At 38.9% G+C, this 22737-nt stretch carries 23 protein-coding genes; 16 read left to right on the forward strand and 7 right to left on the reverse strand.

Features of this window, described 5'->3' with window-relative positions; all coding sequences use genetic code 11:
* Nucleotides 1-58: 58 nt before the first annotated feature.
* Nucleotides 59-322, reverse strand: coding sequence for a hypothetical protein (locus tag MWU82_RS15470; protein ID WP_247097062.1), 264 nt, complete (start codon nt 320-322; stop codon nt 59-61).
* A 609-nt stretch (nt 323-931) separates the two neighbouring features.
* Here MWU82_RS15470 and MWU82_RS15475 point away from each other — a divergent pair.
* From MWU82_RS15475 to MWU82_RS15510, 8 genes are all read left to right on the forward strand, one after another.
* Nucleotides 932-1237, forward strand: a complete 306-nt coding sequence (locus MWU82_RS15475) for a metalloregulator ArsR/SmtB family transcription factor (RefSeq protein WP_111623055.1) — start codon at nt 932-934, stop codon at nt 1235-1237.
* A 50-nt stretch (nt 1238-1287) separates the two neighbouring features.
* Nucleotides 1288-1524 carry a thioredoxin family protein gene (locus tag MWU82_RS15480; RefSeq protein ID WP_215949038.1) on the forward strand — a complete coding sequence of 79 codons (237 nt, stop codon included), beginning with the start codon at nt 1288-1290 and terminating at the stop codon, nt 1522-1524.
* A 5-nt stretch (nt 1525-1529) separates the two neighbouring features.
* The gene (locus MWU82_RS15485; RefSeq protein ID WP_247097063.1) at nt 1530-1946 is read left to right on the forward strand and encodes an OsmC family protein; all 417 of its coding nucleotides are present in this window, start codon (nt 1530-1532) and stop codon (nt 1944-1946) included.
* Nucleotides 1939-2913, forward strand: a complete 975-nt coding sequence (locus MWU82_RS15490; RefSeq protein ID WP_247097064.1) for a permease — start codon at nt 1939-1941, stop codon at nt 2911-2913. Before MWU82_RS15485 ends, MWU82_RS15490 begins: the two co-directional genes overlap by 8 nt.
* Nucleotides 2914-2929: 16 nt before the next feature.
* Complete coding sequence (locus tag MWU82_RS15495) at nt 2930-4237, forward strand: FmdE family protein (protein WP_247097065.1); 1308 nt, start codon at nt 2930-2932, stop codon at nt 4235-4237.
* 310 nt (nt 4238-4547) lie between these two features.
* On the forward strand, nt 4548-5102 hold the full coding sequence (locus tag MWU82_RS15500; RefSeq protein WP_247097066.1) for a DsrE family protein: 555 nt from the start codon (nt 4548-4550) through the stop codon (nt 5100-5102).
* A gap of 190 nt (nt 5103-5292) precedes the next feature.
* Nucleotides 5293-6012 (forward strand): class I SAM-dependent methyltransferase, encoded by a 720-nt coding sequence (locus tag MWU82_RS15505; RefSeq protein ID WP_247097067.1) that lies wholly within the window; start codon nt 5293-5295, stop codon nt 6010-6012.
* Between the two features lie 155 nt (nt 6013-6167).
* Nucleotides 6168-7172: a DUF1080 domain-containing protein gene (locus MWU82_RS15510; RefSeq protein WP_215949033.1), complete on the forward strand. Its 1005-nt coding sequence runs from the start codon at nt 6168-6170 to the stop codon at nt 7170-7172.
* Nucleotides 7173-7221: 49 nt separating this feature from the next.
* Here the strand turns inward: MWU82_RS15510 and MWU82_RS15515 are convergent, their stop codons facing one another.
* Nucleotides 7222-8358: a hypothetical protein gene (locus tag MWU82_RS15515; protein ID WP_247097068.1), complete on the reverse strand. Its 1137-nt coding sequence runs from the start codon at nt 8356-8358 to the stop codon at nt 7222-7224.
* Between the two features lie 187 nt (nt 8359-8545).
* Between MWU82_RS15515 and MWU82_RS15520 the strand changes: the two genes are divergently transcribed.
* Nucleotides 8546-9040: a helix-turn-helix domain-containing protein gene (locus MWU82_RS15520; RefSeq protein WP_247097069.1), complete on the forward strand. Its 495-nt coding sequence runs from the start codon at nt 8546-8548 to the stop codon at nt 9038-9040.
* Nucleotides 9021-9266 carry a YgjV family protein gene (locus MWU82_RS15525; protein WP_072861693.1) on the forward strand — a complete coding sequence of 82 codons (246 nt, stop codon included), beginning with the start codon at nt 9021-9023 and terminating at the stop codon, nt 9264-9266. Before MWU82_RS15520 ends, MWU82_RS15525 begins: the two co-directional genes overlap by 20 nt.
* A 55-nt stretch (nt 9267-9321) precedes the next feature.
* Here MWU82_RS15525 and kbl read toward each other — a convergent pair whose 3' ends face one another.
* Nucleotides 9322-10509, reverse strand: a complete 1188-nt coding sequence (gene kbl / locus MWU82_RS15530) for a glycine C-acetyltransferase (RefSeq protein WP_247097070.1) — start codon at nt 10507-10509, stop codon at nt 9322-9324.
* Between the two features lie 73 nt (nt 10510-10582).
* Nucleotides 10583-11530 carry an NAD-dependent epimerase/dehydratase family protein gene (locus MWU82_RS15535; RefSeq protein WP_247097071.1) on the reverse strand — a complete coding sequence of 316 codons (948 nt, stop codon included), beginning with the start codon at nt 11528-11530 and terminating at the stop codon, nt 10583-10585.
* Nucleotides 11531-11711: 181 nt separating this feature from the next.
* Between MWU82_RS15535 and MWU82_RS15540 the strand changes: the two genes are divergently transcribed.
* Both MWU82_RS15540 and MWU82_RS15545 read left to right on the forward strand, forming a co-directional pair.
* Nucleotides 11712-12173, forward strand: coding sequence for an Lrp/AsnC family transcriptional regulator (locus tag MWU82_RS15540; RefSeq protein ID WP_215949028.1), 462 nt, complete (start codon nt 11712-11714; stop codon nt 12171-12173).
* 84 nt (nt 12174-12257) lie between these two features.
* Nucleotides 12258-13262: an NAD(P)-dependent oxidoreductase gene (locus MWU82_RS15545; RefSeq protein ID WP_247097072.1), complete on the forward strand. Its 1005-nt coding sequence runs from the start codon at nt 12258-12260 to the stop codon at nt 13260-13262.
* A 73-nt stretch (nt 13263-13335) separates the two neighbouring features.
* Here the strand turns inward: MWU82_RS15545 and MWU82_RS15550 are convergent, their stop codons facing one another.
* Genes MWU82_RS15550 through MWU82_RS15560 form a run of 3 tightly spaced genes read right to left on the reverse strand, consistent with a single transcriptional unit; the run spans nt 13336 to nt 17494 of the window.
* Nucleotides 13336-13629 (reverse strand): Dabb family protein, encoded by a 294-nt coding sequence (locus tag MWU82_RS15550; RefSeq protein ID WP_247097073.1) that lies wholly within the window; start codon nt 13627-13629, stop codon nt 13336-13338.
* Nucleotides 13630-13669: 40 nt separating this feature from the next.
* A complete protein-coding gene (locus MWU82_RS15555; protein WP_247097074.1) occupies nt 13670-15280 on the reverse strand; it encodes a hypothetical protein in 1611 nt (536 codons plus the stop codon).
* Nucleotides 15281-15310: 30 nt separating this feature from the next.
* Nucleotides 15311-17494, reverse strand: a complete 2184-nt coding sequence (locus tag MWU82_RS15560; protein ID WP_247097075.1) for an acetylxylan esterase — start codon at nt 17492-17494, stop codon at nt 15311-15313.
* Between the two features lie 211 nt (nt 17495-17705).
* Here MWU82_RS15560 and MWU82_RS15565 point away from each other — a divergent pair, with 211 nt between their 5' ends.
* The 4 genes from MWU82_RS15565 to MWU82_RS15580 all read left to right on the forward strand — a co-directional run bounded on the left by MWU82_RS15565 (nt 17706) and on the right by MWU82_RS15580 (nt 22619).
* Nucleotides 17706-18632 (forward strand): hypothetical protein, encoded by a 927-nt coding sequence (locus MWU82_RS15565; RefSeq protein WP_247097076.1) that lies wholly within the window; start codon nt 17706-17708, stop codon nt 18630-18632.
* A gap of 4 nt (nt 18633-18636) precedes the next feature.
* On the forward strand, nt 18637-20688 hold the full coding sequence (locus MWU82_RS15570; protein ID WP_247097077.1) for an alginate lyase family protein: 2052 nt from the start codon (nt 18637-18639) through the stop codon (nt 20686-20688).
* 165 nt (nt 20689-20853) lie between these two features.
* On the forward strand, nt 20854-21825 hold the full coding sequence (locus MWU82_RS15575; protein WP_247097078.1) for an acyl-CoA thioester hydrolase/BAAT C-terminal domain-containing protein: 972 nt from the start codon (nt 20854-20856) through the stop codon (nt 21823-21825).
* 194 nt (nt 21826-22019) lie between these two features.
* On the forward strand, nt 22020-22619 hold the full coding sequence (locus tag MWU82_RS15580; RefSeq protein ID WP_247097079.1) for a hypothetical protein: 600 nt from the start codon (nt 22020-22022) through the stop codon (nt 22617-22619).
* Nucleotides 22620-22737 lie beyond the last annotated feature (118 nt).

The following is a 22737-nucleotide window of genomic DNA, read 5'->3' on the forward strand; positions in this document are numbered from 1 at the left end:
ATTAACGATAGGCTGTTACCATAACTTTTATGTTTTATGGTAAGCGTAAAATAGATTATTAACCTATATGCTCAGGTGGAGGGGTTGGCTGGGAAATACCAATAATTTGGATTTCCATATTGGAACTCGTTCGTATCTCAAACCTATTGCTTCTATAGAGATACTTGGTCAGAAGCATTTGTTTATTGGGAAGACTAAAATCAATTACTTCCTCATCCAGATCGGATTCGGATCCATCCTGATTATCCTGCTGTTCCAACTCAAAGACCATAATGGTATCAGCGGAATATTTTGATACAATCCCATGAACCAGTCCCAACATAAAAACGAGGGACAAAAAGCTTGAAAAAACACGTTTTGAATGGATTATCAATTTTATTGAAAAAATTTAATTTTATTAAAAAATTCACAGTAAATGTATAATTATGTAAAATATAATACATCAAAATACTGTTAAATGGAATGTTAATTAAATTATTCATAAAATTAAGTTTACATTTTGAGCATACTTGAATTATTTAAATATATAAAGTCTGAATTCTATAATTTTTAACTCGCAAAAGAGCAATCCAATAATAAACTATCGGAATTAATCAAAAGACTTTATATAGCAATCCATATATTAGGGAAACCAAGCTAAGGAAGTGATGGATGTGCTTAGCAATAAAAATTCAAACTCTAAAATCTTAATTAAAAGTAAAGGGGCCGTTTTCCAATAGACAAATAATATTGGATTAATGTGACAAAAGTCACATTTCCATTTAAAGTCCAATCGTATATTTGCGATAAGCAATAGATTATACGGGATAGGCCTTAAGCTACTACTAACAGAATTAATAAGTTTAAGAAAGCAGACACCAAAATATTGTCATTATCAATAACTATTTATTGACTAATTGCTAGGGAACAACAAAACATTGGAGTTAGAGAAATGAAACGAAGTCTAGAACATATAGAATACAAGGAAGACACGGAAGCTTTGGCAAAATTTGCAAAAGCCTTAGGGCATCCAACACGTATTGCCATTTTAAAGCATCTTGAAAACCAATCCTGTTGTTTCACAGGCGATTTGGTCGATGTATTTCCTTTGGCGCAATCTACGGTTTCCCAACATCTAAAGGAATTGAAAAATGCCGGTCTTATTCAAGGAGAATTAAAGCCGCCCAAAATAAAGTACTGTATCGATCAGGAAAATTGGAACATTGCAAAATCGTTGTTTCAGAAATTTTTCGATTGATATTTTTCAACAATCGCATCGTCTATTGGCGATAAACTAAAATTAGTATTATGAGCAAAGTAATTAAAATATTGGGGACAGGTTGTCCCAAATGCCAGTCCATGACCGGAGTAGTTCAAAAGGTGATCTCCGAAAACAACATTGATGCTACTATTGAGAAAGTTGAGGACATCATGGAAATAATGAAGTACAATGTAATGACAACACCGGCATTGGTCATAGATGATGTTATTACCATTAAAGGCCGGGTACCATCAAAAGATGAGGTACTGGCACTATTAAACTAATTATAATGAGTTTTATGAATTATCAAATCAAGGCATCATCCATATCAAATCAGGATGCCGTTGTTCATATTAAGGAATCCAATATAGATTTTGGAACAACTCCAAATACTGCTGAAATCTTGCCCAATCCCGCCGAATTATTATTGGGGTCATTTGCTGCCTGTATATTGAAAAATGTGGAACGTTTTTCCGGTATGATGAATTTTAGTTTTACGAAAGCCACTCTTGAGGTCAATGCTACACGACTTGAAAATCCACCTAGGATGGACAATATCGTTTACAATTTGACCATCTATAGCAACGATAAAAGATTGAATACAGATTTACTTAAAAAGAACCTTGAAAAGTTTGGCACTATCTACAATACCTTAAAACTTTCTTGCACAATTTTAGGAACTATAGACATTATTGAACATGTTTGATTGGTTACAACATTTTGCCGATTGGCTTATATATACTCTTTTTAAGGTTGGGGCAGAAACCCATTTGGGAACTGCCCTGAATTTCTTTGTGTATGATACCCTCAAAATTCTTATTCTCCTATTTTTTGTTGTTTTTATTATGGGAATAGTGAATGCTTATTTTCCTATAGAACGACTAAAAGACTATTTGAATAAAAAGAAACTTTACGGTTTGGAATACTTTTTTTCTTCCGTATTTGGTGCAATAACTCCTTTTTGCTCCTGCTCTTCGGTACCACTGTTTATTGGATTTGTACAAGGAGGAATTCCCTTAGGTGTCACCTTCTCTTTTTTGATCACCTCTCCTTTAGTGAATGAAGTTGCCGTGGCCATGTTTCTTGGTATGTTTGGCGTAAAAGCTACCCTGATTTACGCTGTTTCAGGTATTGTTTTAGGTACTATTGGTGGTTGGCTACTTGGCAAATTTAACTTGGAACCTTTACTTTCGGATTGGGTAAAAAAAATACTTGAAAATAAAATGCAACATGGCGAATACGAAGGGGCAAAACAAACTTTCTACCAACGACTGCCTGAAATTTCACGTGGTGCCTGGGATATTGTAAAAGGTGTGCTTCTTTATGTGGTTATCGGGATTGCAATCGGTGCCGCAATGCACGGCTATGTTCCGGAAAACTTTTTTAATACCTATTTGGGAGGTGGCCAATGGTGGACTGTTCCCCTTGCTGTACTTGTTGCAGTACCCATGTATGCCAATGCCGCCGGAATTGTTCCTATAATTCAGGTCTTTGTAGCAAAAGGGGTACCGCTAGGCACTGCCATCGCCTTTATGATGGCAACGGTAGGCTTATCCATTCCTGAAGCTACTTTGCTTAAAAAAGTAATGTCCCTAAAGTTAATTGCCATCTTTTTTGGGATTGTGACAGTCTGCATCATCATTTCAGGATATCTTTTTAATCTTATTTTATAACCAATTGTAAATACCCATGAAAAAACTAGTTTTAATCTTGGTATCAATTGCCTTTTCATTTCAAAGCTCAATAGCGCAAAACACTCCAAAAGTTCATACAAAAGGAGCAATGAAAGATATGGGGACCACCTATCCCCTTGAGATCTGGCTGGATACCCTACCCGATAAATCCAATTTGTTCGCAATGGGTCCCTACGATAAAATGAAGGGCGAGATAACTGTTTTTGATGGTAAGCCCTTCTTTGCCACAGCATTTGTCAAGGACAAGGGCGTGGTTAGTCAAAGTTGGGATATTCGTTCTCCTTTTTTCGTCTATAGCAATGTAAAGGACTGGGAAGAATTTTATTTTGATGGTCCCATAAATAGTACTCAGGAAATACAGGAAAAAGTGGCTGCATTGGCAATAAGTAAAGGTTATGATTTAAAAGAACCATTTGCTTTTCGGATTGCAGGGGAATTTAACCAAATCACCGCTCATATCGTTACGCCCAGAAGCCCAGAAATTGAAGGCTATAGACCCGATGTAAAATCCCAAAAGTTTTTTTTGGAAAACAATAATGGTGAATTATTGGGTTTCTATTCGGAACAGCATCAGGGAATATTCACAGGGTCAAACAGTTTTGTACATATACACTTTTTGAAGAACGACCAGACTTTTATGGGACATTTGGATGAAATTACCACGGGCACCCATTCCTATAAACTCTACCTTCCCAAAAAACACGCCTTGGTTAAAACTGTTATGCAGGTCAATGACACCGATTTTTCAAAAGGACGTTTAGGGAATATTCAAAATATAGATTTGGATGACCTGGTAAAATTTCATGGCCATCTTTGTGATGGACTGGTGGTAGGGCATCTTGCTTTGCAACGGGCAATGCAAGAATTATATCCAGATGGTATCGTAGACCGTACCAATACCCGAATCGTCAGTAAAGCTTCTCCCTGCCTTACCGATGCTGCAATATATATAACAGGAGGTAGATATCAATTCAATACATTCTACATATCCAATAATATGGATGCTTTGTTTACGGTTCAACGTATGGATACCCAAAAAGCCGTAGCCGTACAAATGAAAAAAGGCCTGAAACCGATGGAGATTGACCAACTCGGAGCCCTGGCGGTAAAAGGGGAATTGTCTGCCTGCGATTTGGATATCTTAAAGGGAATGGAAGATAATTTTACCCAATTACTACTTTCCACCGATCCGAAAGATAATTTCACCCTATCGGAAATTACCGATTTTATATGGAGCCCTGTCTTAAAGAACGATTACATAAAAACAGATATTCTAAATAAAAACAAAACTAAATGTCAGTAACAAACCCCGAAAAAAGTCCTGCCCTTATTTAAGGAACCTACCCATAGGTGTGGGTATTGGGCCTTAAATTCCAATAAAAAGGAGGGGTGCCTTCAATTATCGCATTTCAATGTACCTGCGACTTATAATATAAGGATCCAACGAATAATAAGGTCCAGTCCCACATGGCTATTCGTAAATATACAATTGGGAAGGTCTTAAATAAAAACAAAATATTTATTTTTGGAAAAGTACCAACCCGAATAGTAGTCCCAACCCTTTGTCCTAATATTCCAAAGTGGAACCTACTATTCAATTATCCGAATAAAAGATGCAGAATAGATCTCCTCTCCTATTATTTTTATCCCTGTTGTTTATACAAACAAGCTTGACTTTTGGGCAAAAGAACGAACCAACAACTGGACCCGTTTTCAACGATGTTGGTGCTGTATTCTCCATTGCTGATTTGGATTTCCTGCCCGATACATCGAAGGACTTAAAGGCAATTTTTGACATCGACAGAAAGCAAACAGACCCAAGTACTAGCAATCCTATCATCTCTAGTCTGCACCGCTATTACAATATGCATGTGCGATACGGAGTCCCCAAGGACAAGATTCACTTAGCTCTTGTATTACACGGAAGCTCCACCAAAGATGCACTGTCCCCGACTGTTTACATAGAAAAATTCAATACGGACAACCCTAATAGGAATTTAATAAAAACACTTTCCGAAATTGGCGTAGATGTTTATTTATGCGGTCAATCAATGTCTTCTATGGGCTATAGCAAAGAGGATCTACTACCTGAAGTAAAGGTTGCACTATCCGCTATGACAGTCTTAACCGCATATCAAATGAATAATTATGCCCTGATTAAATTTTAGACCATGGCATAGCGCTTCTTAAACTGTCTTGGAATACTTGTTAGGAAAACCGTCAAAGGAAATCAAAAAAATTGCAAAACGCCTTTCCACAATTTCAGGGATAGGAATGCATTAATTTCATTACTTTTAATAGGGTAATTAATCTTCCCCACCATTATCCCTTACAAAGGAACTAGAAATTTAAAACCCTATGAAAAAAGTTGCCAAGACCTTATTGCTTTTCTTGTTTTTATTACCGTGGCAACCGGGAATTGCTCAAGACAAGTCTCCCAACGCCAATTATACCTATAAAAAAGGTGATCCCAATGGTATTGGAAAATGGTATATGGGTAGGGAAATTGCATATGTAATGGGGTATCAGGGAATGCAGTGGTTAGACCGTCCAGAGCGTGAAGAAGAGGAAAACACCACTACCCTACTGCTAAATATGGGTATTGAACCAGAGGATAATATAGCTGATATTGGTGCAGGTTCCGGTTACCATGTTTTTAAGATGGCAAAATTGGCCGGTCGTGGGCTCATCTATGCAGTGGATATTCAGGATGAAATGCTGGAAGAGATCAATAAGCGCACAGAGCGGGACCAAATTAAAAATGTAAGGGTGATTAAAGGCGGAGAAAAAATTATAAACATAGCTGAAAATTCTTTGGACAAGGTACTTATGGTAGATGTGTACCACGAATTTAATTATCCGGCAGAGATGTTGACCTCAATTAAAAAAGCCCTAAAGTCCGATGGCAAACTGTTTTTAATTGAATACCGGGGTGAAGATGGGTCGGTGCCCATAAAAAAGATACACAAAATGACGGAAGCACAGGCCATCAAGGAAATGAAAGCTGCCGGGTTGAAACTTCACAGAAACATAGACAACCTACCATGGCAACACTGTATGGTTTTTATTAAAAACTGAGTATTTACCTGAGGGTATTGCTTTTGGAGTTTTGCCATTGCGGAATTTGATTGAATTTCCCGGGTTGAAATGAATATCCATTTTAAATAATTGATTACCTTCCATAGATAACAGCAATCCATTTAATTAATTAAACCATACTAAAACACATTAAAATGAGACGGACAATTACTTCTATGATATTAATATTTATAGCCCTTAACGGCTTCGCAAATAGTACGGCACAACAGATATTTGCCAATCCTTTTATGGGTATGTGGGGGCTTGACGTTGAAGGCGGGGGTGCCGGCTGGCTAAACGTACACGAAGATCAAGGGTTTTTGGATGCCGAACTACTGTGGATAGGCGGTAGTGTAGTTCCTGTGTCCAACGTTTATTTATTGGACGAAAATACGTTGATTGTTACCCGAACCAATCAGGTCAAAAGAAGTTCCGATCGCAGCCATACCATAACCTATACTTTGGAAGTTAAAAAAGTTGGGGATGCCTTGGAGGGTACCATGAGCAGCCCTAATAGGGATGGAAGCGGGGTTTCCATTAAAAATTTTACCGGAAAACGTATGCCGCCCATGCCTAGCACACCGGATCTGTCCAAGTTGAAATATGAAAAACCGATTAAATTGTTCAATGGGAAGGATTTAAGCGGTTGGAAATTGATGGATCCAGAAAAAGCCAATGGCTTTAAGGTAGTAGACGGCACGCTGATGAACAATCCCGTTCAACCAGAAGATGGCGAACATATTTCCTATGGAAACATTCGCACCCTACAGGAATTTAAGGATTTCAACCTAAAGCTGGAAGTTAATGTACCTGAAGGAAACAATAGTGGGGTCTACCTACGCGGACTTTATGAAATTCAGGTAGTGGATTCCTATGGTAAGGAGTTGGATTCCCATAATATGGGAGCCTTATATAGTCGTATTACCCCCAGTGAGGCAGCCGAAAAACCTGCCGGGGAATGGCAGACCTTTGATATTACACTGGTAGACCGACATGTGACGGTAATCTTTAACGGTAAAAAAATAATCGACAATCAACCCGTTTGGGGGCCTACTGGTGGAGCCATGTCTTCCGATGTTTTAAGTCCGGGGCCTATCTATTTGCAAGGGGACCATGGCAATGTAGCCTATCGCAATATTGTCCTTACCCCTATCAAATAATTCCTTTACAACAAAATTAAATGGCCTCCTTTTCAGGGAGGCCATTTTTTTATTTTTCCATTTTCAAGACGGCAAATTTTCCTTTGTTCCATCCATGTACCAGAAGGTACAATTGTTTGGTTCCGTTTTCCGTAACAATATGCGGCCAAACCTGATGAATATTTGTAAGGACAGGAATATCCAAATCCCCTGGAATTACAGTAGAAAGCAACTTCTCACCGCTATGCACATAGATAGGTGCCGATTTTTGTTCGCCAATCGCCTGCAAGGCATTTAAGAAGTAGTGCTCCGCTTTATTGGAGACATTACATACCAAACTACCTTCTGGAATATCATTAAAAGTTTCAACAAACTTACCCTTCTTAGTAAATTTCACTACCTGTCCTGCAGCCCTATTGGCTACTAGAATATGTTTTTCGTGAGCATAAATACCGTGCGCTGTCTGGAACTGGCCGGGATTATCACCTTTTCCTCCCCAGGCTAGTTTTCCCCAGCTCCAAACCCCATTCTTTTCTTTAATTGTCATCACGAAATCCCCAGCGGAATAACCGTGGGCCACATATAGGGTACCATTAAGGTAAGTAACATCCGTAACCCCAAAATTACTATCCTTTGACCCGAAGAACTTATTGGCTTCGGCAAACTTGAATTCACTTCCGGTAGGCTTCAAAATTTCACTAACTATTGTTCCGTCCAAGGTCAATACCAGAACTCTTTTGCCCTCCTGGGCCACCGCAAGGTATTTTTTGCCTTTGTGAACAAAGAAAACAATACCATGAATATTATCCTTTAAACGTGGATCATTACCAATGGTTGACCATTTTTTTAAATCGGGGCTTATGGCACATAGTCCGTAGCCGGGAATTCCGGTATAAACAATACCGGTTTGCGGATCCTCATTAAATCCACCATGCATTCCGGGTTCAAATTCATGAGCCTCTTTTGGAAATGCCGCCGTTAATTCTTGGTCCCAAGAAAAAATAAACTCACCTTGACCCGTTAGCAATTTTGCCTGCATTGGAATTTCATCAGAAGCCATAGGGCCATGTGGGTGATGATGGGCCATGTCATTATTTTCATGGGCATGGTGGGTATGATCGTGTTGGGTATTTTGCGCCATTATGGTGGATGATAATCCCAAAGAGGAAATAATCGACAATACGGCTAAAGCAGTTTTTTTTTGCATGGTTGGTTCTTTATAATTTTTTTGAAAGTTAAACATTCTAATTCTAATATTCAACCATATAAATTATCCACTATTTTCTGTCGGACAGATCAAATGGGTAATTATTTTATTCAAAAAAAATCAAACTATGTAACCAGTTACAGAAAATTATTTACATTTGCGTAACCAGTTACTTAATTAGAATATCATGAACGACTTTTTAACGGAAATGGAATATGTTGGACTAACCAGTAGGCTTAAGAGATTAAGTGATTCCCTACTCTATAGTACCAAGGAACTATACAAATCTGAAGGACTGGATATTGAACCCAACTGGAACTTGATCTTTATTCTCCTGCAAGAAAATGAAGCCATGACAATTACAGAAATATCGGAAACATTACAATTCTCACATCCTGCCGTGATAAAAATCATTAATAAAATGAAAAAAAACGGACATGTAGAAACTAGGACCGATACTGAAGATAAAAGAAAGCAGATCTTAACGCTAACAGAAAAAGCATATAAACAATTACCACTTTTTGAAAAATATTGGACCGCAGGAAGACAGACCGTTATGGACCTACTGGAAGACAGTCCCAATTTTTTGGAGGAATTCCTAAAGATTGAAGAAAAAGTGAACCAAAGCGATTATATGCAAAGAACCTTGAAAAATTTAAAAAATGACGAACTTAGTAATTGAGAGCATTGGCTATATCGCCATCCTTACCGGTTTCTTTGCCATTACCAAAAAGGATATGGGCAAATTCCGTCTTTGGCATTTAATTTCCAGTTTTTTCTACATTATTTATGGTGCTATGCTAAATTCCGTGCCCCTTGTTATTGCCGGAATAGTTTTCTGCATCATACATGTTTATCATTTAATTAAAATGTACGATTCCAACAAGGGACCAAAACTTAAAACCTAATGGCATTGGCCCACAACACTTTCATTGGTATCCAATGCCATTTCCAAATCAGGACTTAAATTACTTTTAGCGCCTTCCCTACTTTGGTAAAGGCCTCTACTGCCTTTTCCAAATGGTGCTGTTCATGGGCTGCGGACAACTGCACCCTAATTCTGGCTTTCCCTTTTGGAACTACAGGATAGAAAAAACCGATTACATAAATTCCCTCCTCCAACAATTTGGCCGCGAACTCCTGGGCCAAGGGTGCCTCATAAAGCATTACTGGAACAATAGGGTGATCTCCAGGTACTATATCGAAACCGGCTGCGGTCATGGCAGATCGAAAATATTTAGTATTGGCCTCCAACTTATCGCGAAGTGCGGTTGAAGAAGCCAATAAATCCAAAACTTTAATTGAAGCCCCTACTATTGAGGGCGCAACAGTGTTGGAAAATAGGTAAGGTCTAGAACGCTGTCTCAGCATATCCACAATTTCTTTTCTCGCCGCTGTAAAGCCTCCTGAAGCACCCCCAAGAGCTTTACCATAAGTTCCGGTAATGATATCTATCCTTCCCATTACATTTCTATATTCATGGGAACCACGCCCGGTGGCTCCTAAAAAACCGGTAGAGTGACATTCGTCTATCATGACCATGGCCTCATATTTATCCGCCAAATCGCAGATTTTATCCAATTGTGCAATGGTTCCGTCCATTGAAAAAGAACCATCGGTGACGATCAAAATTCTTCGGGAACCTTTAGCTGCCTTCAACTGTTCTTCAAGGTCGGACATGGAATTATGCTCATATCTAAATCGCTTGGCCTTGCACAATCGTATACCATCTATTATTGAGGCATGGTTAAGTGCATCTGAAATAATGGCGTCTTCCGGCCCTAGAATGGGTTCAAATAGTCCACCGTTGGCATCAAATGCGGCGGCGTACAATATACAATCCTCCATTCCCAAAAATTCGGCGGTCTTGCGTTCCAATTCCTTATGGATATCCTGGGTACCGCATATAAAACGTACTGAAGATAAGCCAAAACCATGGGTATCAATAGCTTCTTTCCCCGCTTTTATAACGTCTGGATGTGCTGAAAGACCCAAATAATTGTTGGCACAAAAATTAAGGACCTCCTTGGTATTGGTGGTTTTGATCTCCGCACCCTGGGGAGTCGTAATTATTCTTTCTTCCTTATAAAGTCCCTCGGCCTTAATGCCCTCAAGCTCTTCCCGTAATTCGTTTTTTACTGTTGAATACATGTCTTTTATTTCTTTTTTTTGCCCAACCTAGGTCGAGGCATTGTATTTTGTTTAAATAGCCCTAACGGATCTATTAATGCGGTACGTATTGCTCCTTTAGTTTTTCAATCATGGTGCGAACAATCCTTTCCAGATCGTATTCCGGTTTCCATCCCCAATCCAATGTAGCCTCAACGTCACTTATAGATTTTGGCCAACGGGCAGCAATGTCCTGCCTAAAATCCGGTTCATATTTTACCTTAAACTCCGGATAGTATTTACATATTTCCCTTACAATATCTTCTGGGGAAAAGCTACTTCCGGCAAGATTATAGGCAGTTCTTATTTTAATGTCTTTCTTAGGTGCCTCCATTAATTCCATTGTTGCCCTGATAGCGTCATCCATGAAGATCATGGGCAGGGTAGTATCTTCATTGAGGAAACAAACAAATTCTTCTTCCAAGACGGCCTTGTGGAAAATTTCCACCGCGTAATCCGTAGTACCACCACCAGGCAAGGATTGGTAACCTATAACCCCAGGGTAGCGAAGAGACCTTACATCCAAACCATATCTTAAAAAATAGTACTGTGCCCATTGTTCTCCTGCAGCCTTGCTCATTCCATATACTGTTGCAGGATTTAGAAATGCGTTGTTGGGAGTATTCACCCAAGGGGCATCCTCTCCAAAAACGGCAATGGAACTCGGAAAGAACACCTTGTCCAATACGTGGATTCTGGCTACTTCCAATACATTAAAAAGCATCCTCATATTAAGATCCCAAGTCCCCAACGGATTTTCTTCTCCCTTTGCAGACAAAATTGCCGCCAAATGATAAATTTGGGTAATCCCATATTTGGTAACCACCTCGCTCAAATGTATTCTATTAGTGGCATCCAAGACTTCAAAGATTCCTTTAAAATTATAGGTTTTCTTTATATCGGTAGCTACCACATTGTCCAAACCATGATGGTGCTGTAATTCTTTTACAAGTACAGTTCCCAATTGTCCATTGGCGCCGATTACTAGAACTTTTGCTTTCATAATGTACCGTTTTAGTCTAATTAACAAAAGTGTTAATTACTGTCGAAATTACTAAATACGATCTATACAAGTAAATATCTGAAATAATTAAGTAATTATCCCTTAATTATGTCCATTTAAAAGTTTTATTTACTTTTATAGATACAAAAATAATTATTTTAAAGTAATTTTTATCCCCACTATGGAGCAATTAGATCAAACCGATATTACCATTCTAAGGATTTTACAAAAAGATTCCAAAAAAACGGCAAAGGAAATCGCCGCAATACTCAATCTAACCCCCTCCCCTGTTTACGAAAGGGTCCGTAGACTGGAAAAACAAGGGGTTATTAAAAAATACGTAGCCATTCTGGACAAAAAGCAAATAGACCGCTCCATAACCGTTATATGCCAAGTATCCATGCGGTATCATAACGAAGCCTTTATTGAGAAATTTGAGGCACAGGTACAGAGTTTGGACGAGGTTCAGGAATGTTACCATTTGGCCGGTCAGGTAGATTTCATCTTAAAAATCCACACCAAAAGTCTAGAGGAATATCATGACTTTGTAAAGACCAAGCTCTCCAAGATCGAAAATATCGGTGTTCTCAACAGTACATTTGTATTGAAGGAAATAAAACAATCCTCGGAATACTACATTTAATACCTAGTAGCATTTCTACTATATTTGTTTTAACCAATAATTTACCAATTTAAGGAAACCAACCATTACCGATTATACCATAATATGAAAATAGTAAGAACCGATATGGAGCTCGAAACTCCATTTATAGACGAAACCCTTAGGAAAAATGGACATGATCTGGTTTTGCTCCCTGATGGGGTATCAGAAGAAATCCTAATGAAAGAATTGGAGGATTGCGACATCCTTTTAATGTGCTACACCCCTATTACCAAGAATGTCATAGAGTCGGCAAAAAGGCTTAAAGCTATAGTAAAATATGGGGTAGGAATAGATGCTATAGATATTCCGGCGGCCAACGCACGGGGCATAGTGGTGGTCAATATTCCGGAATACGCAGAGGAGACCGTCGCAGAAGGGGCATTTGCCATGCTTATTGCACTGGCCAAAAAGCTGCCAACGCTACAAAAGCAAATGAACAGCAAAGCTTGGGTATGGCCAAGTAGCGAGTGGCTGGGACAGGATATTGCCGGAAAAACACTCGGTATCATTGGTTGTGGTAAAATAGGAAGTAGCATGGCAAGGATGGCGGGCCTGGGGTTTAGGGCAAGAGTTATTGGTTACGACCCCAGCAAGACGAAAGTGGAATTGGCAAAAAGGGGGATTCAGAAATATGATGACCTCTCCGAAATGCTTAAGGAGTGCGATTTTATTTCCCTTCATTCCGTTTTGAACAAAAATACCAAACACCTCATAGGGGCCAAGGAGTTTTCGGTAATGAAAGAAGCCGCTATCATTATCAATTCTGCCCGAGGTGCCTTGATAGATGAATTGGCACTCTTGAATGCCTTGGAGAAAAAACAAATTGCCGGTGCCGGCCTTGATGTCTACAGCCAGGAGCCATTGAACAAAACGGACCATCCGTTAAAAAAGCTTTACGAAATGGACAATGTGATCCTACTGCCCCACTTAACTTTTTACACCCATGAAGCAATGCATAGACTTGAAGTGGAGACCATGGAGAGAATTACAGAGGTCATGGAAAATAGGCCGGTCACTATTAAATCCAAAGACCCACGACTTCAAAATCAGCCCCAGATAAAGCTATAAACTGGTTGATCCACACCCTACATTGTCTCTCAGCTTTTACCATAGGTGTAGTTGTATTCTGTAGAGTGTATTATTAGATGATAGGCTCGTAATCCAATTCCAAAAATTTCTCTACGTACTTGGCCCAATAAGTTGTAACAAATCTAGTGTGGTCCGGATGTACATTATAGGCATTATAATCCCCCATGTTGTCAAATTCCATTGACAAACCATACTCAAAATCGTTCTTCTTACTTATTTGTCGCAAGGATTGAAAATTATGGACTCCAGGTATCAAGGCCAATTTGGCTGCCGCGATAAGAAACTCTTTTTCTTCAGGCGAGCCTTTGGGGTATTTTAACTTGAGCACTACTGTGTGTTGGATCATAAACTGGAATTTAGATTTTTATGTAGGTGAATTTAAGCCGCTAATACACTACGATATTTTTGTTACCCTCTATTTCGATATCAATGCCATCTATTAGCTGGTTGCCTTGATATTTAGTAGGTTCGGACTTGTCATAATCCACCAATGTATATTCACGATCTTTATCTGCTGTAAACCACTCGGGAAATTGGTTGATTCTGGCCCAATCCATAGGCAATTTCATATTCTCCCTATGTCTAGGTTTATCAAAATATAGCTTTCCTTTCCAGGGGAGTTCAGATTTGATAGAGATCAATAAGGAATCCCCTTTTTGCTCCGCTCCCATAAACAGGTCATCTCTCCAAGGCTTTACATACAAGCCCTTGCTTTTCCATAAATTATACATAATGGAAGTCCGCGCAAAGTTGCCATCGCCATGCCAGCCTTCTATAATTCCATTTTCCTGCTGCATGGCCCACATTACTTTTATTTCACTGTCCATCCATTTGGCGACGGAGGGATGCGGAATTCGGTTGTACAAATTTAGGGCTCCTTCAATGGCATCCGCATACCCATCAGCACTGCCGTTTTCCCAATCATAGTTGGTATATTTGTTTAAATTGGAATAAATTTTCAATATGGCTTCCCTATATTTCGGATTCTTATCCAATAAATAAACGGCATAAAATCCGTTTAGGGTATATCCCCAATTATCGGCAGGACGTTCCTGTACAATTTCTCCTGTTTGGGGATTTATGGCGTCATAAAATAATCCATCGGCATTTCTACCAACTTCCAGAATCCTATCCATCATCTCGTGTAATGGTTTTTTATAGGCTTCCCTTTTGTTAGGTTTGGCAAAGCTTGTAGAAACGTACAATTCACATAAGCCAGATATCAACTCACACCCATGGTCTCGCAGCCTAAGGTAATCCAAGTCCTTTGTGGGATGGTGGTCGCCCAGTAGATAATAGTCCCCAATAGCTACGGCCCAGTCCAAGAACTTTTCATCGCCGGTCATCCAGTATATTCGGGAAAGGGTCTGTAGCAATTCGCCATTCACTTCTTCCCGTGTTGCATTGGAACCATCCCTGGATATCCCATCTGCAACATTTACTTCATTCTTCATGTCGTACAGCATCTCCATCATTCTTTCCGACCATGGACTTTTTCCTAACCATTCTGTAAGGGGCAGCAAGCCATCCTTAATATATTCCGAAGTCCCAAAAATGATTTCTGCCATATCCAATTTTTCATTTTGAAAATCCTTTTTAGAAAAAGAATAGGTATCAGGTAGACTGTTAACCCTGGAAGTGAGTTTTTTTTCAGCATGTAACATATCCAACATTGTCCCATCAAATAAAGCCTGATCTGTAAAAAAAGAAGTGAGCACCATAAACGGATAATTATCGGCGGCAGCATCTTTCGCATTCCATATGTCCTTATCGGTTTGAAGGTTTCTCGGAATTAGGCCCGATTCGGGATCAGCCTCCTGCAACCAACCATGAACAAAGTCTTCGCTCCTAATAAAACCCTCATTGGCCAAAATGGCATTTTCATGAGCTTTGGCAAATAGAGCGCTATCCTCTGCGGACATCTGTATAACGGGATGAGCATCTTTGCAGGCTACTATACTTAAAATTCCCAGGGCAAGAAATAAATTTATTTTCATGATACTCTTGGTTATTTTATGGACAAACCGTTACAGCTTGGATATAAATTTATCTACGGCCTCTATTGCTCCCTTTTCAGAATCGATTTTTTCAACAGAAAAGTTATTGGCCTTGTTCATGGATTTATAATGTTCCTTCACAAAATCATAGGTCTGCGAGTACTCGGTATCCATTGCTCCGCCATCCGTCTCCACAACCAGCATCAATTTTCGTGGGGCAAAGGCTGCCGACAGATCCTGCAAGTCATAATTAGGCAAGGCGCCGGCAACGGTAAAAGGTATATGAGCAGGGTTGTAGACTTTGTTGGAAACTATGGTTTCAAATGAAAGCATTGGATCCAAAAACAACATCCTTGAAAATTCCACCCCCGAAACAGCAGCGTGCAATAGACTGGAATTAAAGCCCCCTTTAGATATTCCCATAAATTCTTTATCGTCCAATTTCAAATTCGTTTTACACACTTCCAGCAGCGTTTCTATGGCCTCCACATGCAAGGCAATCGTACTTTTTCCGTTCAATATCCCTGCAAACCATTGATTGTAGGAGGTATTTTCAAAATAGGCATCACCTTTTAAATACCCGGGTCCCAATTCACCGTAGCCAGGCATATCTGGGACAATTACGGTAACACCTTTTTTGACCATTTGTATGGGAATGGCATAAGCCTCGTCCGACTCCTTATTCTCCATATTATCCAAATAAAGTGCCGAGCTACCCATGGGTTGTTTCGGCACCAAGGTTACAAACGGAATTATTTTGTCCCCTTCTTCAACTATCAGATATTTATTTAAAAAATAGGTTTCAAATTCTGTTTGTCCGGAAAATATCAATTTTGCTTTCTTGGCATTTTCTGTATAACCCGTAATTGCTTGTACCTTTTGTTTTAAATCGATTAAATGTTGGCCCATATTCTGCCTGCTCCCATTCAATACCTCCATATTTTTCTTGGTCAGATCACTATTTACATCGAACAAAAATTTGCTCCCAACCGATGTTGAAAGTTGACCCGTTTCCGTAACATACAATTCTTCTACCGGAAAAATAACCACTTCCTCATCCTTGGAATCTCCCGGGTTATCCAAATGCTTTTGAAAAAAAGCATACATGGCTTCCCTATTTTTTAGGGTAGATTGATGCCCGGCATTGTCCTCCACCATCATCATATTTTCTTCTTTACCAAAAGCTTTGTACGCCAATTTCGTTTCCTGATAGGTATCCCGTGCTCCCTGAATACTAAACATATCCCGTGTTGTAGTTATCATCAAAGTTGGTTTGGGAGCCCTCACCTCCAAAAGATCTGCATGGTCCAAACCAAGTTGAATACCCCGGGGAAAATTCTGCTCTGCATCCTGTGGCCCTCCTGATTTTAATTGATATTCCATACTGGTGATATAACATTCCGGGGCTGAAGCTTTAATACGCTCATCGAAGGCCGCAATGTGGGAAGACTGTGTTCCACCACCAGACCTGCCGGTAATACCAATACGGTTGGGGTCCACTTCCTTACGGGTAAGTAAATAATCTACTGCCCTAATTCCATCCCAAATCATATATTTACCAGTGGATTCCCCGTTGACAAACAACTGTGCCCCGGGATAGGAATGCTCACGCGTTGGACTAAAGCGTGACTTGCCCTGGTTCTGATCAAAATACTGCAATCTTTCCCCTTGTCCGTAAGGGTCAAAAGCAAAGACGGCAAAACCCTTTTTTACCAGATTGAGAATAACATGTTGATAGATATCGCTTCTAAAAGCCAAATCGCTATGACCACTGCAATATATTATAGTTGGCAGGTTCCTCCTTTTGCCTTGTGGAATAAAAAAAGCAGCTGTTACCTTTACCCCCGGCATAGATTCGAAATATAATTTTTCTATGCTATACCCATCCTTTTTAATCCTTTTGGTAATTATAGGATTCAAAGGTGTTATTGCTGGAAAATCCCCTATGGACTCCTGTAGCTTTTCTTTGACCAATTCTTGTCTCCCTTTCCAATCTATTTTCGTCCGTAGCTTTGAAATGGACTCTTTTCTTTGGGCAAGTGTTTCAAACGAAATTTCACTTTGTTGCTTATAAAGTTGATTTTCCGCGTCGGAATAATATTTCCAATAATCCAGCACCGAATAATCGGTTTGGGAAAAACTGGAGAAGGTGCAGCTTAGGAATACCAGAAATATTCTAATATTGGTAAATTGGCAATTGAAGTTTTTAGACATAAGTTTAATTTTATGGAGAAAACAAAAAAAATTGATTTCAATATATGTATTTAATCGTTTAAACAATAAAAATATACCATATTTACAAATCAAAAAGCGGAAGAATGTCACTCGAAGTGGCAAAAGTTATAAATCCAACTGTATTGCATTTTAATTTGGCCGTGATTTCTATAGGCCATTTGTGGTGAACTTTAATTAAAATATGATCTCCATGAGCCAACACCATATATTAAAAATACTTTTTCTAATAGCCAACATATGGCTAACCCCTAATTTGGGTTTTAGTCAACATGTAGCAAATGCGCCCGAAGCCTTTAAAGCCTTGAATTCCGATCCGGAAGTAATCCTAATCAATAATAAAATAAAAGTCCCAAGTGAAAGTGGCCATTTCCAAGGGGTTCAATTTATAGAAAAGAAGGGGACGGAAAAACTTCTCGTCTCTGGGAGTTCACTTACCAAGGCCTACGTTTTACAAATAAACCTTAAAAAACGAAAAACGGATAAGTTAATTACACTAATGACAGATCCTTACAGGCATGCCGGGGGGATTCAAGTCAGTGAACCTTATATGATTGTTGGCATTGAGGACAATATCCTTAAAACCACTTCCAAGGTCTGCCTCTACAATTATAGGAACAATGCCCTTTCTAAGAGTCGGCCTAATATAATTATTGAACGCGAGGGCCAGTCTAAACAGAAAACAGCGGGAGCAACGGGATTATTGGCCTTGGATAATCATCATTTGGCAGTAGTAGCAAATTGGGACTCCCGAAACTGGGACTTTTACCAAATCGACACCGAAAAAGGGGAACATAAATTCCTGTATAGTTTTACTGCGCCAATTGATTGGGGAAGCTATCAATCCATCAACCTTATCAAGGATGACTCTGCCATTTATGCCATTGGTTTTCATAAAAAAGATGCTGCTGGACAGGCCGATTTAATCCTTGTTAGCAAGCTGGGATCTTTTGAACCCATCATGGAGAAAATCGATTCCAAAACATTTAATTGTATGAATGGGGTCGATTTTAATGCGGCCGTGGGCTTGCAGGTAGACGGTGAGGGAAAATTAGTTATCTGGAGTACCCAAGGGGATCCCGACAGGTCTATTGCCGTAAACAAGTTTATTCAAAAATAAAAGCATGCTAAAAATCATCAAACCATTATCACTGACTGTCCTATTTTTTTGCATCACTTCCCAGCTTATTGCTCAACAAAATTGGAAAAGCATAACCTCTGTAGAAGACCTTATCACCTCCTATCCCGAGACCATAGAAAATATGTTGAATCAATTTAATTTAGATTATACGGGACTGGAAAAGGTAAAATTGGCCCACAGCGATGGTAATACCTTAGAGGCATGCAACGAATTATTGGCCTATTATAAAAATGGAGCCATGGCCGCCGATCTACGCAAAGAAATTCCAACAAAAACGATGCGGGAAGTAGCCGCTGCCGATACCATTCTGACCAATGTTTTTGTGGTACAAAATGTACGTGGAAAAGTTCCCTATCTTGAAGATAGGCATCGCGACTGGTACTACAAAGGCCCCAATAATGACAAGGAATGGGCTTGGCTTTCCAATAGGCATAGTCAGTTAAGCCAAATATTCAATACTTATTTGGAAACCGGAAACCCCAAATATGCCCAATATATGGACCTATTCTTAAGGGATTTTATAATTAAGAGCATGCCCTACCCTGCGGTTAAAAGCAGCACCTCTGTATGGCGGGGATTGGAGGTAGCTGCCCGAGCAAAAAAATGGACCAAAATGTTTTACGGACTAATAAACAGCGATTATATTTCCCCTGCCACACAACTACTAATGCTCAGTAGTTTGCCCGATCATGCCCATTACAATAGAAATTTTCACGGCAGCAATAATTGGCTAACCATGGAAATTTCCTCATTGGCAACGGTGGCAGCCTATTTTCCGGAATATAAAAATTCTGAAGAATGGCTGGACTATGCCATTGAAACTATGGTGGAAAGCATGAAAGATCAGGTATATCCAGATGGGGTACAAACCGAACTAAGTTCGCATTACCATAACGTATCCTTAATTAATTTTGAACTTTTCAAAGATATCTGTGACAAAGCCAACAAGACTTTGCCCGACTTCTACAATAACACCATAGAGGACATGTACGGCTATATTTCGCATATGGTGAGACCTAGTGGTTTTCGATTGATGAACAATGATGGCGACAGGGGTAGTGACCGTAACTTCATCTTAAAAGGAGCTAAAAAGTATAACCATCCAGATTGGGAATATATTGTTGCCAATGGCCAATCTGGAAGCAAACCTGTTGACGGTCCCTCCTATTTCTATCCTTGGGCAGGACATTTTGTTTCCCGTAGTGGTTTCGACCAGGATGCCCAATGGTCGTTTTTTGACATGGGACCTTGGGGCAGTGGCCATCAACACAATGACAAACTTCACCTTTCCGTTTCCGCCTTTGGAAAGGATTTCTTGGTAGATTCGGGAAGATTTGCCTATACCGGTGAGGTAGCCGAAAAATTCCGTCCTTATGCCAAGGGCAGTGCGGGACACAACTTGATTTTAATTGACGGTAAAGGACAAACTAGCGGCCCCAAACTTGCCCAAGAACCCTTAGCTGAAAGTCACTTTAAAATAACAAAAGGTTTTGATTATGCTTCAAATTCCTTTGATCAATTTATCGATATAGCCGGAAAGGCGAAACATACCAGGGCAATGTTCTATGTTCGTAACGAATTCTGGGTGGTGGTAGACCGAGTTGAAACAGATAGACCACGCACCATTGAAGCCCTTTGGCACTGGCATCCTGATAATAAGGTAGAAAAAGAAAGGTCTATTGTGAAGACGATTAACAAAAGGGGAAACCTAGCAATTATCCCTGTAGGTAGGCAAAAAATTAATCCAAAATTTATTAAAGGTCAGGAAAATCCTCAAATTCAAGGCTGGTATAGTCCTGAATACAATATTTATGGACCCAATATAACAAGTTCATATACTACCGATATAACTTCCGATGCCACTTTTGTATGGTTACTTATGCCTTCAGAAAAAGCTATCCCGAAAATAAAGGCGAAAATTAAATCGGAAAATACGGAAGGGATTACACTTAGTGTATCTGCCAAGGATAAGAAATGGCTGCTCAGCATTCCTTTCTACAAAAGTGCCAATGCAGCAATGGAGAAATCACATTAATAAAGTTTGGCAAAATCCGGCTTGGTAAAAACACCTAGGGCAATCCTGAATTTTTAGTCCAAATACAGGGCAAAACACAATTGGATTTTAAAGATTTCCTATATTGGGTGTATTAAAAATATATGATCTATGGTCATATATAATTGTTAGCTACAACCCTATTAAATGATCAAAAACAGAAAATACATTATTGGGATCGGAATACTAATATTCCTAATTGTTGGATATTTTATAGCGGACAGTATTCTATTTAGTGGTGTAAGGTCAAGACACATAAATGAAAATGGTTTTCAGGCAAATTATTTTGTAAAAACCGATACCAAGAAAAAAGTATCAATAGTTTTGATAGGTGGAGGACCATGGGGAGATTACTGGGGGCAACAGTTTGCCAGCAGCGGATATAGTGGTTTATCATTACCATATACCCAAAGGGAAGGCTTACCCAAATTACCCGAGGAAATTAATTTAGAATACTTTGAAAAAGCTTTGGTATGGTTAAAAAAACAGCCAGAAGTTGATCCAAATAAAATAATTGTAATGGGAGCATCAAGAAATGCGGAATTAGCATTAGTCCTTGCTTCCATATTCCCTGAATCTATTAGCGGAGTTGTTGCCTACGCACCAAGCGCTGTCTCTTGGTCAAATACAGTTTTACCATACAATTCCAACGAATTGAAATCGAGCTGGAAATATGAAGGGGTTGATATTCCATACGTGCCTATGAATAAAATAACAGGAAACGAATCAAATAAAATTATAATGGTAGAGTATTGGAAAAAGGGGTTGCAAAAAACAGATTTCATAGAACAAGCGGCCATCAAAGTGGAAAAGATCAATGGACCTGTTCTACTTTTTTCTGGACGTGATGATCAGGTTTGGCCATCATCAATAATGGCAGATATGATAGAAAAAAGATTGGAAGCCCATAGTTTTAAATACTCTTTTCAGAATATAAAATATGAAAACGCTGGACACTTAATTTCTAGTAATCCCGATGACAATACCAGTTATAGAACTGGAACAATTAATATTAGTGGAAAAAATTATGAATATGAATTTGGCGGAAATGATGATGGAGATTTTAAGGCTAAACAAGACGCCAAAATGAAATTGATGGAATTTTTGGAAAAGATTTAAAAACTTGCCAATAAAACCTATGAAGCAATGCAGGCCTGGGCTTCCATTCCAAATTTTGTCCAAATTTCTGAGATCTCAAAATCGGAAAGGTTTTGTTATCTGATTTGCGGAAAGCAAATGATAGTTTGCTCTCCTACTTTTAATAACACAACAATTGTGCTCTATGCTGGGAAAACGTAATAAAGATTTATAAAGTGGAGATATTTGATGGAACTTGGTTAATGATTAAAAAAGGGTCCGATTATTGTGCGCCTGAATTTATTGAATTTGAAAACAACCAAATTATTCACTTTAAGTTAGAGAAAATAAGCGTAGACGGATTATCAAAAAAAGTACATGAAAGGAATGAAACTTTTTCTGAAACCAAATGTGTGTTTATAAATGAAAATCGGATAAGAATATTCAGAATGGGAAAAACCCATACAGCCATTAGCGAAACAGAATCGCTTACAGCTGATACTGAATTCGCTACGGATTACGAAAGAATAAGACCTACAAAAACAAAATTGACCTCAAAGAAAATTCAGGCAATCGAATTCGAAGCTGAATGGAATAATGAAAAAATCCCTTTCGTGTTTAATAAGATTTTGGATAATCCGACAATAAATAAAATTAACAAAAGACTTAACATAGAGGGTCGAAAATTAGTGTTGGAAAAACTTCAGGGAACATATTTTGCTTCGATTTATGAAAATGGAGAAAGAAGTACACTTATCGGAATTAAGGAAATTGACGAGGAAAAAGCAATTCTTTTTGGTTTTCCTGAAACACCCTATCAAATAACAGCAAAATGATTAAAAATACACTAGACGCAACAATGCCTAAATTCTATCGGAATTACTAACGTCAGTGCCAAACCGAAAGTTAATGTATAGAAACCCTTAACCAACGGTTATACACGTTTGTTTTAGG

Origin of the sequence: Arenibacter sp. S6351L (assembly GCF_023016025.1) — a bacterium.
Lineage (GTDB): Bacteria > Bacteroidota > Bacteroidia > Flavobacteriales > Flavobacteriaceae > Arenibacter > Arenibacter algicola_B.